This is a genomic window from Parabacteroides distasonis ATCC 8503 (assembly GCF_000012845.1).
Classification (GTDB): domain Bacteria; phylum Bacteroidota; class Bacteroidia; order Bacteroidales; family Tannerellaceae; genus Parabacteroides; species Parabacteroides distasonis.
The window spans coordinates 3,693,455-3,711,976 of record NC_009615.1; the positions used below are offsets into that span (position 1 = coordinate 3,693,455).

An 18,522-nucleotide genomic window follows, 5' to 3' on the forward strand; every position below is an offset into this window, starting at 1 on the left:
ATGTTTATAGAACAACCGCCTTGGTTTTACAGGGCACTGTTCCCGGGGGTAACTTGGCGAATACCGGCAGAGAAGAAGTGTGTGTATCTCACCTTCGACGATGGCCCGATTCCCGAGGTTACCCCTTGGGTTTTAGATATATTGGATACGTATGGGATCAAGGCTACCTTTTTTATGGTAGGGGATAATGTACGTAAGCATCCCGAGGTCTTCCAGATGGTGATAGATCGTGGGCACCGTGTCGGTAACCATACGTTCAATCATATCCAAGGCATCAAGTTCTGGACGAAGAATTATTTGGCGAATGTGGAGAAGGCGGCTGAATATATTCCCAGTAATTTATTCCGGCCTCCTCACGGGCATATGCGTTTTCCGCAGGTAGTATGGCTTCGCCGCCATTATCATATCGTGATGTGGGACGTGGTCACCCGTGACTATAGCCCTCATATGACTCCGAACGGTGTCTTCAACGTGGTAAAGAACTATACCCGTAATGGTTCCGTTATCGTCTTCCACGATTCCTTGAAAGCCGAGCGCAATATGCGTGAGGCAATGCCCCGGGCTGTCGAATGGCTCTTAAAGGAAGGCTACGAGTTTAAAGTTTTTGAATAATGGGTATCTCCCAGTTTATAAAAGATAAAGCTATGGAATTAGGCTTCTCCGCTTGCGGTATCGCTGAAGTAGCGAAGGCCGGGAGCGAGGAGGCTTATTTTGACCAATGGATCGCGGAAGGCTACCATGCTGGAATGAAATACATGGAGAATCATCGGGAAATCCGTCTCAATCCGGATGGCTTGGTGGAAGGTGCCAAATCAGTTATCTCAGTAGCCTTGAATTATTATCCGAAAGTTCTCCGGAATCCGGCGGAACCTTATATCTCGTATTATGCGTACGGAGAAGATTATCACGGGGTCGTAAAGGATAAACTTCGCCAATTATGGAAAGCGATAACCGAGCATCATCCCTCCAACAATGAGGCCCGTGTATTCACGGACTCCGCCCCTCTGTTAGAGCGTTATTGGGCTTGGAAAGCCGGTTTGGGATGGATCGGAAAGAATACGAATCTAATCATCCCGGGCAAAGGCTCTTTCTTTTTCCTTGGGGAGATCGTGACAACTTTGGTAGTCGATACCTATGATTCCCCCAAAAAGAATCACTGCGGTTCCTGCATCCGCTGTTTGGACGCTTGTCCTACCGGAGCCTTGGAAGGGCCGAAACGTTTGAATGCCCGTAAATGTATCTCTTATCTTACGATTGAGCATCGTGGAGAAATCCCTGTTGAGCAAGCCGTCCTTTTAGGTAACCGTATCTATGGATGCGACACCTGCCAAGCCGTTTGTCCTTGGAACCGCTTCGCTATGCCTACGGCAGTAGCAGCCTTTCATCCCACCCCTTCTTTGCTCTCCCTTAAAAAAGACGACCTCAAGGCATTGAGCCGTGAGGATTATAATCGTATCTTTGCGCATTCGGCGGTGAAACGCGCCAAATATGAGGGATTATTACGAACAATACAATATCTAAAAGACTAAATTACCATGAGAAGAACATTTAACTTCTTGCTTCTTTTCTTCCTGTCGGTGATGACGGTAATGGCCGCTCCCGGAGATTTACAAGAGAAGCTTGCCGCCCTAAAAGGAATTAGTGGCATTGAAAAACTTCAATCCGATTATTATCCGGAGAAATATGTAGTACGTATTACTCAGCAGGTCGATCCGAAAGACCCCGCCGCCGGAACATTTACGCAACGGGTTATCGTAGGCCATGTAGGTTATGATCGTCCTACCATTATCGTGACCGAAGGATATGGAGCGGCTTATGCGCTCAATCCGAAATATCAAGAAGAACTATCTAAACTATTGAATGCGAACTTAGTATTCGTGGAGTACCGTTATTTCTTGGAGTCGACGCCGGAACCTAAAAACTGGGATTATCTGACCGCCGAGAACTCTGCGTACGATTTACATAACGTCCGCAATACATTCAAGCAGATCTATCCGGGAAAATGGATCAGTACCGGTATCAGTAAGGGGGGGCAGACTACAATGCTTTACCGTGCCTTTTTCCCGGACGACGTGGATTTCTCCGTTCCTTATGTCGGTCCGTTATGTAAAGGTGTAGAGGATGGCCGCCACGAACCTTTCTTACGTAAGGTAGGTACGAAAGCGGAACGCGAGAAGATACAGGATTTTCAATTGGAAGTCTTGAAGCGTAAGTCCGATATGCTTCCTTTATTGGAGAGCTATTGTAAGAATAAAAACCTGACATTCCGTATCCCGATGCCCGAGGTATTGGATTATTGCGTACTGGAATATTCATTCGCTCTTTGGCAGTGGGGAACTTCGGTAAGTACGATCCCTTCCAAGTCTGCCGACGATCAGGCGCTCTTCGATCATTTGATGGAAATCAGCGGTCCTGATTATTTCGCCGAGAACCAGCCGAATATCTCTTTCTTCGTACAAGCTGCCCGTGAGCTCGGTTATTATGGCTATGACGTAAAACCTTTCAAGAAATACCTTACGATCGATAGCGCCCATGGATACCTAAACCGTATCATGCTTCCCGAGGAACTGGTCGGTAAAGTAGACTTCCGTCCGGCTCTGTACCACAAGATCTATAACTTCTTGAAAGACAACGATCCGAAAATGATCTTCATCTATGGCGAGATCGACCCGTGGAGCGCGGCCATGGTTCCCGCTTTCAAAGGCAAGAAGAACGAGCAAATCTATATCCAGCCCCGAGGCAGCCATCGTGCCCGTATCGGCAATATGCCGGAGGATATGAAGGAGCGGATCCTTACACAGATGAATAAATGGCTGGCCGAGTAAAAATAGAGTAGCCTATTTTTTCCCTATAAAATCCCCGTATTATTACTTATCGGTTGTAATACGGGGATTTTGTCAGACTGCTTCCTGATAACTTTGAATCGTCTCCTTGCTGCCTTATTACCCGATATTCGTTACCTTTGCGAAAATATATATGTGGTATGAAAGAATTTAAGGTATTGATATCAGCTCTTTTCGTCTTGATACTTATGGCCTGCGGCGATAAGCGGGCAGATGAGAGAATCGTTTCCGTGACGATTGAGCCGCAACGGTATTTTGCGGAGAAGATAGCCGGAGATAAATTTAAGATTAATTGTGTGGTTCCGGCAGGGCAAAGTCCGGAGACGTATGATCCTACACCGCAGCAAATGGTGCAGGTGGGTAAAAGCCAAGGCTATTTAAGGATCGGATCGATCGGGTTCGAACAGGCTTGGATGGATAATATCCGGAATAATAATCCGGGACTCAAGGTTTTTGACCTGTCCGAAGGAATTGATTTACTTAAAAGCCCCGAGGAAGAAGAGGAACATGATCACCACCACCATCATCATCCCGGAGGCGTCGATCCGCATACGTGGAGCTCTATCTCTGGAGCGAAGGTGATCGCCAAGAACACTTTGGATGCCTTTGTGTCTTTGGACCCGGAGAATAAGGAATATTACCAAGCGAATTATGAACAACTGACGAAAGAAATCGGAGAGACGGAAAAGACCGTTTCCGGTTTGTTACATTCTCTTGACAATAAGACATTTATTATTTACCATCCGGCCCTGACCTATTTGGCTAACGAATATGGCTTGACCCAGCTTTGCATCGAGATGGACGGAAAAGAACCGTCTCCCGCACAATTAAAGGAACTGGTCGAGACCGCACGGGAACATAATGCGAAAGTCGTGTTTATCCAGCGGGAGTTTGACCAGAAGAACGCCGAGTTGATCGCTAAAGAAACAGGTTGCCGTCTGATCCCGATCAATCCGCTGGATTACGATTGGAGTAAGGAAATGATTCATATCGCAAAATCGTTAGCCGATGGACAAGCTGATTGAGTTGAGAGAGGTTACCGCCGGATACGGTAATAAGATCGCCTTACGTAACGTAACGCTGGATGTGTGGAAAAATGATTTCTTGGGAATTATCGGACCGAATGGCGGCGGGAAAACGACGCTTTTAAAGGTGATACTAGGTCTATTGCCTCCTATTTCCGGAACGATTCGTTTTTACGATGAAAATGTAGAGGTTCCTTCCTTGAAGATCGGTTATCTACCCCAAATGAGCCAGATCGATAAGAAGTTTCCGATCTCGGTACGGGAAGTGATCTCTTCCGGTTTATCCGCGGAGAAACCTTTGTTCCGTCCATTCAATAGATCCCAGAGAGAGCGTGTAGACGAGGTGATCGTACAGATGGGATTGGAGGAGTTGGCGGGCAGGGCCATCGGTGAGCTTTCCGGCGGCCAGTTGCAGCGGGTCTTATTGGGGCGTTCTATTGTCTCCCGTCCGCAGGTATTGATCTTGGATGAGCCTAATTCGTATGTGGATAAACGATTCGAGTCTCGTTTTTATCAGCTCTTGGAAGATATCAATAAAGAGAGCGCTATCATCTTGGTTTCCCATGATATCGGTACGGTTTTGACGATGGTGAAAAATATCGCTTGCGTAAACGAGACTTTGCATTATCACCCGGGAGCGAATGTCTCTGAGGAATGGTTGGGCGAGAAATACGCTTGTCCGATCGAGTTGGTGGGGCATGGTGACTTGCCGCACCGAGTCTTGAAGAAACACCAACACGAATAATTCTTTTTCACGAATAACTCTATTTTTATGATACCACAAATCATTTGCTGGATAAGCTTGCCGGAGATCGGTTATATCGTAGGTATTGCCGTAATCCTGTTCGGATGTAAGGCCGTATCGCAAAACCCTTTCATCAGTAAGAAACAAAAGATTCTTTGGATGCTGACGATCCTGTTCTTGAATTGGATCGGGTTGTTGTGGTATTATTATACATTTTATATGAAAGAAAAATGAAGGATATGAAGATATTGATAACCGGAGCGAGTGGTTTTATCGGCGGTTTCTTGGTAGAGGAGGCGCTTCGCCGTGGCTATGAGACGTGGGCGGGTATCCGTGCGGGTAGCAGTAAAGCGCATCTGCAAGATAAGCGGATTCATTTCATCGACTTGAAATATGGCGATCAGGAAGCGCTTACGGCTCAACTCTCAGACTTTGCCCGTGAGCATGGGGCATGGGATTATGTGATCCATAACGCCGGGTTGACGAAGACATTGGATAAGCGAAACTTTTTCCGTGTGAACGCCGAGAATACGCATCGATTTATCGAGGCTTTAGCCGCCGCCGGCTGCAAACCGAAGAAATTCCTCTTGATGAGCAGCCTAAGCAGCTATGGGCGAGGCGACGAGAAGACTTTCCGCCCGATACACTTGGACGATCCGCAGCGGCCGGACACGGCTTATGGCCAAAGTAAGCTAGAGGCGGAGAACTACATCCGTAAACAAACCTATTTTCCTTACGTGATCTTGCGGCCTACAGGAGTATACGGGCCGGGTGAGAAGGATTATTTCATGGAAATACAAAGCGTAAAGTCGGGACTCGATTTCGCCGTAGGCGCTATTCCCCAGCGAATCACGTTTATCTATGTAAAAGATTTAGCGACCGTGGCCTTCCTTTCCCTTGAGAAAGAGGAGATAGAGAACCGGCATTATTTTGTAGCCGACGGAGATGTCTACACGGATGAGTCTTTTGCCCGTATGATACAAGATATCTTAGGAAAGAAGCGGGTATTGCATGCCCGTATACCGCTGGGATTGGTGCGTATCGCTTGCCACTGTTCAGAATGGATCGGTAAGTTGTTGAAGAAAAGTATGACGCTAAATAGTGATAAATACATCATCTTGAAGCAGCGTAACTGGATTTGCGATGTCACGCCTCTTCAAGATGATTTAGGTTTTATCCCGGCCTATCCTTTACGTAAAGGCTTGGAAGAAAGTATCGAATGGTATAAAAAGGAGGGGTGGTTGTAAGAATCACTCCACCTTCTCGATCTTACCGGAGCCCATTACCTTTTTTTGGATATCTTGGGGATCTCCTTTGTATTTTACGGAACCGCTACCGGCTATCTCTGCCTTGATTTTGTTTACGACAAAGGCTTCTATGTCTCCACTACCGGCAATCTTGCACTCAAGCTCATCCATGGTACAATCGAAAGCACGTACTGTACCGCTACCGGCGATCGAGAATTCAGCTATGCCTACGGTTCCCCCTAGAACGATCGTGTTAGACCCGGCCATATCCCCGTTTAATTCCTCACAATACACTTTATGGCCAACGAAATCTCCGCTACCGGCGATCTCTATCTTTAGGTTTGTAAAAGAGGCCGTGTCGTGGAATTGGATAATCCCGCTACCGGCTAATCCAGCCTCGAACTCCTCGGCTTGTAGAGGGGAATTTATATTTACATGGGTACTGCCTGCCGCCGCTAGTTTCTTTAGATTGCGGGAGTTGGCCGTAACCATGAACTCGGTCGGACGGAAATTCGTATGTTTCCTGAATTCTTTTTTCGGACGGATCTTAAGCTTATGGTTCTCTACATTAAACTCATATTTCTCGAAGATATTCCGGTCTGTCTTTATTTCCAAACCTTCAGGAGCGTCGGATTGCGTGTAATTCACGACCATGCCTCCTCCCTCTAACTCAAGACAGTCATACTCGGAAACCGGGATGTTTTCCGTGGTGATATTGCCGTCTCCTTTTATGGTTTGCGTAGGGATACAGCCTGTCGTAGAGAGGATCACCAGCAGACATAGGTATATAATTCTTGTTTTCATTCTTTTACTTCTTCTACGGTACCTTTACCGATTATTCTCTGTTGAACTGCTGTCGGGCCTTTATAACGGATATTTCCTTTACCGACTACGTTGGCCTTTAAATTATCGGTAGCATGTACTTCCGCTAAGCCATTGCCTGTTACTTTGCAACTTAGCTGAGGAACCGCTAACCCAAAAGCGTGTATATCACCACTGCTGACGATACTGTAGTCTCCTTCTTTCGCATTACCTTTCTTGATCGTTATAGAGCCAGAGCCATCGATATCACATTCGATCTTGTCGGCTTCCAGATGATTGACAACCATATTTGCGCTACCGGATACATTCAAATCCAGTTTACCGACCGTAACTGTCTCTTTCAGTTGCACCAAGCTATTGGCGTTCGCCTTAATAACGGTCTCGTCTCCGGTAAGCGGACTGTTTACCATGAAGTTGGCATTTCCGGAAACTTTTGCGGCGGCAAGCCATTTAGAATTCGTCTTTACGATAAACTTCGTGAAATGATCTACCTTCGCTCCTTTGAAAGCGATGGTTAAGACACGATCCTTCACCTCGATATTGACATAGGGATGAAGATTCTGGTCTACGGTAACCTCCACGGTGGAAGGATCATCGGATTGCTCGTAATTGAAATCAATTACGCCATCCACCTTAATCTCGTTATAATCGGCGACAGAAATCTTTTTCGAGGTCAATTTACCATCGCCTTTTACATGATCTGCGGCCCAACCGGTAGTGACCCATCCTAGGAAAAATACCATTAATAAGATAGCCTTTGTTTTCATAAGTATCGTTTTTTATGATTCTACTTTTTAATTTAGACTCTATAAATAAAGAGTTGGTTACAAAAATAGCAAGAAAAAGCTACCGGATATCACATCTAGTAGCTTTTTTAAATTTGATAATGTGTGTATTAAAAAAAATGTGTGTGTTCGATCAATTTGCGCCTTGAATGGATCCAGAGCCGGACTTTGATTTATTCACGTTCGCCGGGCCTTTATAGCGGATGTCTCCACTGCCCGAAACCGATAGGTTCATGTTATCTTTGGCATAAACACGGGCATCTCCGCTACCGCTTACCGAGCAACTCAAATCATTGACAGATAAGTCGTATGCTTTTATATCTCCACTGCCCGATACGGAATAGCGGGCTTCGTCCGCCTTACCTTTCAAGGTGATGTCTCCAGAGCCTGAAACCTTGCTGGTAAGATTCTTGCAGTCCAAATCTTCAAAAACCAGATCGCCGGAGCCGGATACCGAGAACTCACCTAATCGTAATTTCACGTTATGTGGGAACTTTACGTCGCTGGAGCCGGAAATCTTGATTTCCAGTTGATCCTCGGAAAAAGCGTTCTGCGCCTCAAAATCCATCGGGCCGGAAGTCTTTAAGTATTTCAGAGTCTTCGAGCTTCCTTCGATTACATACTGGGTCGGTTTGATACGGGTCCCGTCTTGTATGCGGATAGCTAACCGTCCGTTATTGGATTTGATCGAGAGGAGTGGGAATAGATTCTCGTCGATCGTAATTTTCAAGGAAGCGCTTCGTCCATGCGTATATTTGAATACCGGGAATTTCTTGTTGCTTCTATTTCCCCAAAAATTATTGCCGGAATATTCGATATTTCCACCCAGTTCGATCTCGCTATAGTTATCTACCGATATCTCTTTCGTAATAATATTCCCATTACCTTCTACTTTACTAGCCTCTGCCATGAAGGCACAAAAGATGAGGGCTATTACCGCTACTAATTTTGTTTTCATCGTTCGTATGTATTAAATGTTTATTTGACTTTGTTGATCGAGCCGGAACCCATGATAGACTTACTGATCTCCGGATCTCCTTTGTAATGAATCTCACCACTACCTACGATATTGGCATCCAAGATTTGCGTGGCATATACGCTGATCTCGCCGCTGCTGGCGATATTACACTCTGCTTTACGTGCTTGGCAGTCAAAGGCTTTAATCTCACCACTTCCCGCTACATTGAATGAGGCACGATCTACGGTTCCTATTACCTCGATTTCCCCGCTGCTGGCGAGGCTGCAAGATAGGTTGTCCAGCTGTATATCCTTGGCGATGATATTTCCGCTACCGGCCATGTTACATTCAAGCTTGTAACCTTTTACGGGGCCTCTCAACTCAACGTTTCCACTACCGGCCATATTGATCTCCATCCGGTTTACTTTCGTCGGTTTGCTGATAATGAAACTGCCGGAACCTACCGTATTCAACTCTTTTAGTTCCTTGGAGTTGGATTTTATCTTGTAGACGGTCGGCCTCAAGTCGTAGGAGTTATTATTAAAACCTTTCTTGATAGATTTCGGATAGATCTTTAACGTACCGCCTTCTACTTCGGTCACGAGGTAATCAAATAAGTTCTCATCGATCGTTACGGATAGATAAGGCGCTTTATCCGACTGTTCATACTCGAAATCAGCGGAGCCAACGAACGTGATCTCGTCGTAATCGCTAATCTTTATCTCCCGGGTTTCCGGGTTCCCATTTCCATCGATACGTTTGTCGGCTGCGAATCCGCAAACCGCGATCATCTGTATGCAGAATATAAAAAGTGATACTCTCGTCTTCATCGTCTTTAATTTTTTAGGTTCTTTTCTTAATAGACGAGTGCGGGTTATAAAGGGTTGCAGAAACAGATGATTTTTTTAATTTTGCATCAAGTTAGATTTAAACATAAGGAATATGAAGACACTTATACACACGGACAAGGAACAGATCGAATCGATTATCCGCCAGAGCGATGTTTGCTTCGTTGGCATGGCGGATACAGATGGAACGCCTTATGTATTGCCGATGAATTTCGGTTATAAGGATGGCGTGATTTATTTACACTCGGCGCAGGATGGACGAAGCATCTCTATATTGGAACGTAATCCGAAAGTCTGTATTACGTTTAGTATTGACCATGCCTTGGTTTTCCAGCATCCGGAGGTAGCTTGTAGCTACCGTATGCGTTCGAAGAGCGTGATCGCTTGGGGAAAGGTCGCTTACGAAGAGGATTTCGACAAGAAGGTGGAAGCCTTGGATATTATCATGAAGCAATATTCCGATAAGACTTTCCGTTATAGCGATCCGGCGGTCCGTAACGTGAAGATTTGGACGGTAGATATAGACGAGGTCAGCTGTAAGGAATTTGGCGCTCCTCATAAGAAATCTTATTAAATCAATAAATGATATGAAAAAACTACTTCTTTTATTCGTTCTATGTCTTTGTTTTCCGGTGGTTGACAAGGCTTGTACCTCCATTATAATCACTGGAAAGGCTACTCCCGATGGCCGTCCGTTGATGTGGAAACACCGGGATACCGGTGCTCCGTATAACCATATCAGTTATTTTGACGAAGGTGGCTATCGTTTTCTGGGGCTGGTAAATAGCGATGATCCGGAGGGAGCCGTGTGGACCGGAAGCAATGAGACGGGCTTCTCTATCATGAATACGGCTTCTTATAACTTGAAAGACGATGATATAAAGGAGATGGATCAAGAGGGAAACTTGATGCGAAAAGCCTTGAGAGTCTGTAAGACGGTGCAGGATTTCGAGCATTTCTTGGATACCTTGCCTCGCCCGATGCGTGTGGAGGCTAATTTCGGAGTGATCGATGCTTATGGTGGTGCGGCTTATTATGAGACGAATAATGAGCGATATTATAAGAAAGACGCGAATGATCCGAATCTGGCGCCGGAAGGTTACTTGATTTATACGAATTTCTCTTTCGAGGGGCGTACGGATGAAGGCAAAGGATATGTACGTTATGAGAATGCGAAAAAGATCTTTAAGGAAATGCGGAACGAAGGATTTACTCCTCAGCGTATCTTTCAGCAGGCTTCCCGCTCTTTTTATAATAGCTTGCTGGATATCGATTTGATGGACAAGGGACAAAGTCCGAACAATCGTACAGGCTGGTTTGTGGAGCAGGATTTCATCCCCCGTCTAGAAAGTACGGCTTCTATCGTAATCCAAGGCGTAAAATCCGGTATGAATCCGGAATTGACAACGATGTGGACTGCCTTGGGATATCCTCCTACCTCTGTCGCTATTCCTCTTTGGGTGAAAATGGGAAAGGAGCAAAGTGCTTTAGTTACTTACGACGCATCCTATAAAACAGCCCTATTAGATTGGTATTCCGTTCAATTACAGAAGAATGTCTACTCCATACATCGTGGCAACGGCCAAAAGTATTTGCATTGGCAACTGTTATGGAATGATGACCAATCTGGTTATATCCAACAGCTTCGTGCGGTAGAGAACCGGATTTTCGATTTATTCGACGCTCATAAGACGGAGTGGGAACAAAATGGATTGGATACAAAGGAAATACAACGGCTGTATAAGGAAGTCGATAAGCTCGTAAATAAAGCCTTCTTGGGGCTTCAAAAATCATAACCATAAGGTGTTTTGTTGATAGTGAAAAATACAGTAAGTATTTAAAATATACGTATTGATAATGTATTTATAATCAGATTGATAAAAAGTTGATGATGTTTCCGGAAAAACATGTACGTGTTTTTCCGGAAACATGTACGAGAATTTGTGAAAACACGTACGTGTTTTGGGAAACAGATAATGAGGTTTTAAATGCATTTGGAAAAATGTACAATAACTATGTGGAAAATAAGCACTGTATCCCTAAGAGATATACTTCATAGGCCAAGGAAGTAGTACTTCTCGTGAATTCCGATTGTGCGCTTAGGAAAACTTGTGCAGTTGGCGTATTTCAAAAAGTTACGTATATTAGTGGTCTGAATCTAATATGAAAAACATGAGAAAACTATATTATTTAGTGATGATAAGTCTGGCTTCCATTTTGATCGCATGCGAGAATCGATCGGAAGAGTGGGACGTGGTGGATTTCGGAAACGATTGTACGGTTGGCTTGCAGGAACATTTGGAATGCAGATTCATTCCTTTGGAGACGAAGGATAGCGTGCTGTTAAAAGATCTCTACCGGGTTTGCTGGGTGGACGATCGTATTTTTGTATTCGATAGAAGTGATGAGATAAATGCGCTTTTTGTATTCAGTGATCAAGGAAATTTTATTACTCGTGTAGGCTTGCGGGGACAAGGGCCGGAAGAGTATCTTTATCTAACTCACTTTTTCGTGGATGAGAAAGAGCGAATCTTGACATTGGTGGATTTTGGTGGGACGGCCTTATTGCGTTATGATCTGGATACCTATCAATATATATCCACGCAAGATGTAGCTGATTATTTTGTGGACTGCGCCCCTTTGGATAAGGAGAATTGGATTTGGTATTATCCTTTGGGATTTGCGACACCGCAAAGGGAAAACTTCTATCTGAAAGCCACGGACAGGAAAGGAGAGCAAGACGCATTGTTGGGACCGGCTTATTTCACGTCCGGCCATACGATCAATGGGAGCAAGACGTTGCATGCCTTTGCTGGGGATTGGTATGCGCATTTCCCCTTTACCCCCGAAGTGTGGAAAGTGAAGGACGGGATGTTGGAGCCTGCTTATAAAGTTCGCTTCGGAGATAAAAGTATGCCTCCTATCGAGTATGTCAAGGAGAAAGGGAGAGGCGGGAGAGATTTCTCTGGCGATCTGTTTCGCTCCGGCTATGTAAATTCTTTTGGGCTGCTGGAGACCGAACAGATCCTGCATGCGACCTATATGTGCGATAAGGTAACTTACTTCGGATTTTATGACAAGGATAGGAAAGAGGCATTCTCGTATGCGTTCCCCAACTTCATAAGGGCTACGGGGTTGACAGGCTTTTACGGTATTTGCGGAGTGTATAAAGATTATTTTATCGGGAAGATCAGTTCGACGGTGCTGTTGCGTAATCAGATACATTATGAGGATTTGAGACGGATAGCGGAGAATCGTACACAGGACGATAATCCGATCTTATGTTTATTTAAAATAGAAAGGTCATGAGAGTATTGTATGGGATTATTGTATTCTTCGCTTTGTTTCTTCTCGCTTGTTCCGATGCGGAAAGAGAAGAAAAACGGCTGGAGGGAAATTTGTTAATGAAAGGGGATTCTGGTGTATGCTATGATGGGATTGGTCTTACCGAGTCTTATTTGGTGTTGTTGGCTCGTGGGTGTGATACGATCATTCAAGTATTCGACAAAGATGATTTGTCGCACCTGCATGCGTTTGCGTTGAAAGGATATGGTGCCACTTATTTCTCTAATCCGGAGTTTATGAAGTCAAATACAAAAGAACCCGCCGGAAAGGATGAGTTCTGGATCGTGGATAACCAACTTACATTTAATAAGATGCAGGTGCTGGCGGATTCTTTGCGTTTTGATCGGAAATATATACTAATACCCGAACTTGTTCCCTCTACGCATTATAATGTCACCACGAAAGAAGTTTATGCGGTTCCGATCGTAGAGAAAAATGTTTATGGTCCTTTCTGCTATGCGAATCGGGAAGAGGGAATTTATTGGGTGGAGCCACCAAAAGTAGCAAGAACGTATCGTTCTTGTAAGCACGTCGCTTATTTGCCTAATCTTTGTGTGAATGAGCGGCAAAACAGTGTGGTTGCTGCCTTGCGTTTCTTCAACCAAATTGATTTTTACGATTTGAAGGGAACTTATCAAAGGAGCTTTACGTATGGGAAGGAGCCTATCGTGCCTTTACTGAAGAAGAATGATACCCAAGTGGATGTTCTTGGGACGACAAAATGCTTTATCGATATATTCGGTACGGATCAGTATGTATATTGCTTGTACGATGGTTCTGTGGATTTTTCTAATTTATCCACATTGCTGGTTCTTTCTTGGGATGGCAAGTTAAAGAAGCAATTGAATTTTGATCGTTCAATAAAGAGGATTGCCGTAGACCTTTCCGATGGTTTTCTGGTCGCCTTGGCTCTTGATGAAAGTGGAGCATTGGATGTGGTAAAGTATTCGATATGAAGATTATTTATTTATAACTCTATCAGGCGGATGGGCGTAAGTTGATAAAGGTTGGCGTGGAATTTAGCGCTATAGAACGTAATATTAGTCGTTGGCTGTATTTTTGATGCCTCTTCGTGAAGGTGTTCTCAAATAAAATACTATTTTTGCGCATTATAAAGAATATTCCGCAAATAATGGATATACAGAGGCATAGTAGCGTATTGGGCGATACGGTGGAGAAGCTGTCGGATGAGGCATCGTATAAACAATTGTTCCATGCGTACAGGGATGAGGAGGCGCTGCCCTCGGGCGAGGTGCTGAAAGAGATCATCGATCTATGCCGTGCGATCCTGTTCCCCGGTTATTATGGGAATGCCCGTATCAGTAAACAGACGATCCGTTTTCATACGGGCGTAAATGTTGAGACTCTTCATTCTTTATTATCCAAGCAGGTTTATGCGGGACTTTGTTTTGCGGATACATCTTGCGTGACTTGCCCGGAAGAAAAGATCTCCGCTGAGGCAGAGGCTATTTCGGAGGCTTTCATCTCTACGCTTCCGGAGATTCGCGGTCTGCTGGCTACGGATGTGGAGGCGACTTTCAATGGCGATCCCGCCGCTCAAAATCTAGGTGAGGTCATATTTTGTTATCCCGGTTTCCGGGCGATCGGTAATTACCGGATCGCCCATCAATTGTATAAGCTCGGGGTTCCTTATATTCCTCGTATGATTACGGAGATGGCACATTCCGAGACCGGTATCGATATCCATCCGGGCGCGAAGATCGGTCATCATTTCTCGATAGACCACGGGACGGGTACGGTGATCGGCGAGACGAGCGTGATCGGCAATTACGTCCGAATCTTTCAGGGCGTCAGCTTGGCGGGAGAGAAACTTCCCCCCGATGAGAACGGTAACGCTATCCGTGGCGTAGCCCGTCATCCTATCTTGGAAGATCATGTGACAGTATATTCTAATTCCACCTTAATCGGTAAAATCCGGATTGGCGGAGGGGCTACGATATGTGGTAACGTCTGGATAGCGGAGGATGTACCGGCAGGGAGTACGGTTACACAATTGAAAATTGAGAATTGAAAATTATCAAGAGGGTAGCCGGAAGGAGATCGAAGCATGTCAGAGAGCGAAATGAGAATAATTAATAATAAACAACGTAATACGCAATTGGGAATAATTTTCAATTCTCAATTCTCAATTTTCAATTAAAATGAGCGAGACATTTGAAATGGTGGCCAAAACCCTATACGGGTTGGAAGAGATCTTGGCCGAGGAGTTATTAGCTTTAGGTGCCAACGACTTGCAGATCGGTCGTCGTATGGTTTCCTTTACGGGTGATAAGGAATTGCTTTATAAAGCGAATTTCCACTGCCGTACTGCCCTGCGCATTCTGAAACCGATTTATCATTTCAAGGCCAAAGATGCTGATACCGTTTATAAAGAGGTGAAAAAGGTAGAGTGGGAGAAGTATTTGTCGCTGGACAAGACGTTCGCGATCGACTCGGTGATCTATTCCGAGGATTTCAATCACTCGAAGTTTGTCGCTTACCGTACGAAAGACGCTATCGTGGATTATTTCATCGAGAAGTTCAAGAAGCGTCCGTCCGTTCGTGTCAATAACCCGGACTTATATATCAATATCCATATTTCGCATAACGATTGTACCTTATCTATCGATAGCTCCGGCGAGTCTTTGCACAAGCGTGGTTATCGGGTGGATCAAACGGAAGCTCCGTTGAATGAGGTGTTGGCTGCCGGCATGATCCTAAAAACCGGTTGGAAAGGAGAATCTAATTTCGTAGATCCGATGTGTGGTTCCGGTACATTGTTGATCGAGGCTGCCATGATCGCCTTGAATATCGCTCCGGGTATCCATCGGAAAGAGTTCGCTTTCCAGAAATGGGTGGACTATGATGAGGAATTGTTCGATCGTATTTATAATGATGAGAGCGGGGAGCGTGAGTTCGCTTTCCATTGCTATGGCTCCGATATTTCCCAAGCCGCTATCGATATCGCCTTGGAGAATATCCGTAGCGCTGGCTTGATGAAATATATCGATCTGAAGGTGAAACCGTTCCAACAATATACAGAGGCTCCGAAGCCAGGTATATTGGTGACGAACCCACCTTATGGAGAGCGTATATCATCTCGTGATCTATTGGGATTGTATAATATGATCGGCGAGCGTTTGAAACATGTGTTCATGGGATATAAGGCTTGGATTTTGAGCTATAAAGATGAATGTTTCGATAAGATCGGCTTGCGCCCGAGCGAGAAGATCAAATTGATGAACGGTTCCTTGGAGTGCGAATACCGTTGCTATGAGTTATTTGAGGGAACCAATAAGGACTTCAAAAAGGCATTGAATGAGGATGGAGAGGAGCGTCCGCGCAGATCGGAAGGCTCTTTCGAGCGTAGAGGCAATGATCGTCCAAACTTCCGTACGGGTCGTGTGGATCGTCCGGAGCGTCGTTTCGCCGCTGCTCATAGCGAGGATGATGAGGAGCGTTTCGCTTCCATTCCGGGGAAACGTATCTTTGGAGAGGATCGGGGAGAGGATCGTCCGGTCCGCAAGAAATTCGTGGATGCCCCGGTTCGTAAGCCGATCAAGCCAAAAGGAGAACGTCCTGTGAAAATGCGTTATCGGGATGAGGATGACCGTAAGAAAGGGTTTGGCGATCATAAGCGGGATGGAAAGCGCCCGTTTAGCAAACCTATAAAGCCTATAAAACGGAGAGGGTATGATGATTATGAGGATTAAATCATCTTTATTCATAAGCCTATGTCTGATTTTATTAACGATGTCGATTACCGCCCAAGATAAGCAACTCTCCTTGCACGACTTGATTCCGGGAGGAAAAACGTATAGCCGCTTCGTACCTCGTGACTTGAAACAGTTACGATGGTGCGGGGACGAGTACTTATATGTTAAGGGAGATAGCGTGTTAGGAGCTAAGCCGGGGAAAAAAGAAGAGGTCCTTTTTTCGTTGGAAAGACTGAATGGGGCCTTGACGGTGGCAAACCTACAGACGGTTGGTTCCTTGCCTAGCTTTTCGGTACCCTATGAAAGTGGTTCGGTCTTGGCTTTTACTAGCAAACAGCACCGGATTCATTATGACTATAAGAAGAATAAGGTAGTCGCTGATTATGCTTTGAAGAATAACTGGGCGAATTATGACTTTTGTCCGGCTACGAATAACTTAGCTTTTACGGAGGGAAACAATGTGCATATTTTATCCCCGGATGGACGAAATACGATTGTTACACGTGAAACACAGGATGGAATCGTATGCGGACAGGCTGTCCATCAACGGGAGTTCGGGATTACGAAAGGTATGTTTTGGTCTCCTAAAGGTTCGGCTCTAGCGTTTTATCGTATGGATGAGCGTATGGTGACCGCTTACCCGCTGGTGAATATCGATACTCGTTGCGCTACGCCGGTTCCTCATAAATATCCGATGGCTGGAATGAAGAGCCATGAGGTTACGGTGGGTGTCTATCAGGTAGCTACCGGGCAGACGGTTTGGTTGGAGACAGGCTTGCCGAAAGAGAAATATTTAACAAATATCGCTTGGAGTCCGGATGAGAAGAGTATTTATATCGCTGAGTTGAATCGTGAGCAGAACGAGATGCATTTGGTGCGGTACTCTGCCTTGACGGGAAAGAAAGAGGCTGATCTGTTTACCGAGACGGATCGTTGTTATGTGGAGCCGCAGCATCCCGTGCTTTTCTTGCCGAACGATCCGGATAAGTTTATCTGGCAGAGTGAGGCGGATGGCTATAACCATCTATATCTGTATGATACGACTGGAAAGGAATTAAGGAAGCTAACCGGTGGGGAATGGGTGGTTACCAAGGTGCTAGGCTTTAGCAAAGACGGAAATAAGGTGATTTTCGAGGGAACGGCACCTCATCCCGTATCTCCGAATATGCAAGGAACGGGGATGCAACGTTATATTTGGGAGACGGATTTGAGAACGGGTGATATCATGAATTGCTTGAGTTGGAAAGTGGGCGTGCACCGTTGGTTGCTGAGTCCCTCCGGCGAATATGCGATTGATTATGTAAGTTCTCCTTCTACCCCGAGGGATATCGATTTAATCCGTGTAAAGGACGCTAAGGTGATTTCTACCTTACTTTCCGCTCCGGATCCTTTTAAATCGTATCGGATGCCGCAGATCAAGGTTGGATATATCCTTGCTGCCGATGGTAAGACTCGCTTGAATTACCGGTTGACTTTACCGCCGGATTTGGATGAGACGAAGAAGTATCCTACGATTGTCTACGTCTATGGAGGCCCGCATGCCCAATTGGTTACGGGCGACTGGCAAAACGGGGCTCGTGGCTGGGATCTCTATATGGCACAAAGAGGTTATGTGATGTTTTCCGTGGATAGCCGTGGCTCGGCGAACCGCGGGCATGCTTTTGAGAGCGTGATTCATCGTAATTTGGGTATCAACGAGATGGCGGATCAAGTGAAGGGGGTCGAGTTCTTGAAATCCTTGCCTTATGTGGATGCCGACCGTATCGGGGTACATGGCTGGAGTTATGGCGGTTTTATGACAACGAACTTGATGCTGACGTATCCGGAGATCTTTAAGGTGGGCGTGGCCGGAGGGCCGGTTATCGACTGGAGCAATTACGAGATCATGTATGGCGAGCGTTATATGGATCGCCCGCAGGATAATCCGGAAGGTTATAAGAACGCGAACCTGAAACTGAAGGCCGGCAATCTGAAAGGCCATCTGCTGATGATACATGGGGATATCGATCCGGTGGTAGTGTGGCAACACAGCCTAGGTTTCTTGAAGGCTTGCGTAGAGGCTGATACGTATCCGGATTACTTTGTTTATCCTCGTCATGAGCATAACGTGACCGGTAAGGACCGTCCGCATTTGCATGAGAAGATTACGAGGTATTTCGATGATTACTTGAAAAATTGAGAATTGAAA

Annotated in this window: 18 protein-coding genes; 14 read left to right on the top strand and 4 right to left on the bottom strand. The window is 45.4% G+C overall.

Going from position 1 to position 18,522, the window contains the following annotated elements:
• The 7 genes from BDI_RS15365 to BDI_RS15395 all read left to right on the top strand — a co-directional run bounded on the left by BDI_RS15365 (position 1) and on the right by BDI_RS15395 (position 5,860).
• Positions 1-612 (top strand): polysaccharide deacetylase family protein, encoded by a 612-nt coding sequence (locus BDI_RS15365; RefSeq protein ID WP_005860262.1) that lies wholly within the window; start codon positions 1-3, stop codon positions 610-612.
• Positions 612-1,529 (top strand): tRNA epoxyqueuosine(34) reductase QueG, encoded by a 918-nt coding sequence (gene queG, locus BDI_RS15370; protein ID WP_005860261.1) that lies wholly within the window; start codon positions 612-614, stop codon positions 1,527-1,529. The genes BDI_RS15365 and queG overlap by 1 nt, the downstream gene beginning before the upstream one ends.
• A 6-nt stretch (positions 1,530-1,535) precedes the next feature.
• Positions 1,536-2,825 carry a S28 family serine protease gene (locus BDI_RS15375; protein ID WP_011967134.1) on the top strand — a complete coding sequence of 430 codons (1,290 nt, stop codon included), beginning with the start codon at positions 1,536-1,538 and terminating at the stop codon, positions 2,823-2,825.
• A 158-nt stretch (positions 2,826-2,983) separates the two neighbouring features.
• Complete coding sequence (locus BDI_RS15380) at positions 2,984-3,868, top strand: metal ABC transporter solute-binding protein, Zn/Mn family (RefSeq protein ID WP_005860257.1); 885 nt, start codon at positions 2,984-2,986, stop codon at positions 3,866-3,868.
• The gene (locus tag BDI_RS15385) at positions 3,852-4,613 is read left to right on the top strand and encodes a metal ABC transporter ATP-binding protein (RefSeq protein ID WP_005860255.1); all 762 of its coding nucleotides are present in this window, start codon (positions 3,852-3,854) and stop codon (positions 4,611-4,613) included. Before BDI_RS15380 ends, BDI_RS15385 begins: the two co-directional genes overlap by 17 nt.
• 27 nt (positions 4,614-4,640) lie before the next feature.
• Positions 4,641-4,847: a hypothetical protein gene (locus BDI_RS15390; protein WP_005860253.1), complete on the top strand. Its 207-nt coding sequence runs from the start codon at positions 4,641-4,643 to the stop codon at positions 4,845-4,847.
• 5 nt (positions 4,848-4,852) lie between these two features.
• A complete protein-coding gene (locus BDI_RS15395; protein ID WP_005860252.1) occupies positions 4,853-5,860 on the top strand; it encodes an NAD-dependent epimerase/dehydratase family protein in 1,008 nt (335 codons plus the stop codon).
• A 3-nt stretch (positions 5,861-5,863) separates the two neighbouring features.
• On the opposite strand, the gene BDI_RS15400 is transcribed toward BDI_RS15395, so the two are convergent.
• From BDI_RS15400 to BDI_RS15415, 4 genes are all read right to left on the bottom strand, one after another.
• Positions 5,864-6,664, bottom strand: a complete 801-nt coding sequence (locus BDI_RS15400; RefSeq protein WP_011967135.1) for a head GIN domain-containing protein — start codon at positions 6,662-6,664, stop codon at positions 5,864-5,866.
• Positions 6,661-7,449: a head GIN domain-containing protein gene (locus BDI_RS15405; RefSeq protein WP_005860248.1), complete on the bottom strand. Its 789-nt coding sequence runs from the start codon at positions 7,447-7,449 to the stop codon at positions 6,661-6,663. Before BDI_RS15405 ends, BDI_RS15400 begins: the two co-directional genes overlap by 4 nt.
• Positions 7,450-7,600: 151 nt before the next feature.
• On the bottom strand, positions 7,601-8,425 hold the full coding sequence (locus tag BDI_RS15410; protein ID WP_005863610.1) for a head GIN domain-containing protein: 825 nt from the start codon (positions 8,423-8,425) through the stop codon (positions 7,601-7,603).
• Positions 8,426-8,445: 20 nt separating this feature from the next.
• Positions 8,446-9,255 (bottom strand): head GIN domain-containing protein, encoded by an 810-nt coding sequence (locus BDI_RS15415; RefSeq protein ID WP_009016751.1) that lies wholly within the window; start codon positions 9,253-9,255, stop codon positions 8,446-8,448.
• A 112-nt stretch (positions 9,256-9,367) separates the two neighbouring features.
• On the opposite strand from BDI_RS15415, the gene BDI_RS15420 reads away from it, so the two are divergent.
• The 7 genes from BDI_RS15420 to BDI_RS15450 all read left to right on the top strand — a co-directional run bounded on the left by BDI_RS15420 (position 9,368) and on the right by BDI_RS15450 (position 18,513).
• Positions 9,368-9,847: a pyridoxamine 5'-phosphate oxidase family protein gene (locus tag BDI_RS15420; RefSeq protein WP_005860241.1), complete on the top strand. Its 480-nt coding sequence runs from the start codon at positions 9,368-9,370 to the stop codon at positions 9,845-9,847.
• 13 nt (positions 9,848-9,860) lie between these two features.
• Entirely contained in the window at positions 9,861-11,069 is a 1,209-nt protein-coding gene (locus tag BDI_RS15425) for a hypothetical protein (RefSeq protein ID WP_011967136.1), read from the top strand.
• A gap of 376 nt (positions 11,070-11,445) precedes the next feature.
• Positions 11,446-12,582, top strand: a complete 1,137-nt coding sequence (locus BDI_RS15430) for a 6-bladed beta-propeller (RefSeq protein ID WP_005860235.1) — start codon at positions 11,446-11,448, stop codon at positions 12,580-12,582.
• The gene (locus BDI_RS15435) at positions 12,579-13,574 is read left to right on the top strand and encodes a hypothetical protein (protein WP_011967137.1); all 996 of its coding nucleotides are present in this window, start codon (positions 12,579-12,581) and stop codon (positions 13,572-13,574) included. Before BDI_RS15430 ends, BDI_RS15435 begins: the two co-directional genes overlap by 4 nt.
• A 176-nt stretch (positions 13,575-13,750) precedes the next feature.
• On the top strand, positions 13,751-14,650 hold the full coding sequence (locus BDI_RS15440; RefSeq protein ID WP_041525602.1) for a serine O-acetyltransferase: 900 nt from the start codon (positions 13,751-13,753) through the stop codon (positions 14,648-14,650).
• A 130-nt stretch (positions 14,651-14,780) separates the two neighbouring features.
• Positions 14,781-16,331, top strand: coding sequence for a THUMP domain-containing class I SAM-dependent RNA methyltransferase (locus BDI_RS15445; protein ID WP_011967139.1), 1,551 nt, complete (start codon positions 14,781-14,783; stop codon positions 16,329-16,331).
• Positions 16,312-18,513 (top strand): S9 family peptidase, encoded by a 2,202-nt coding sequence (locus BDI_RS15450; protein ID WP_011967140.1) that lies wholly within the window; start codon positions 16,312-16,314, stop codon positions 18,511-18,513. Before BDI_RS15445 ends, BDI_RS15450 begins: the two co-directional genes overlap by 20 nt.
• The last annotated feature ends 9 nt before the right edge of the window (positions 18,514-18,522 follow it).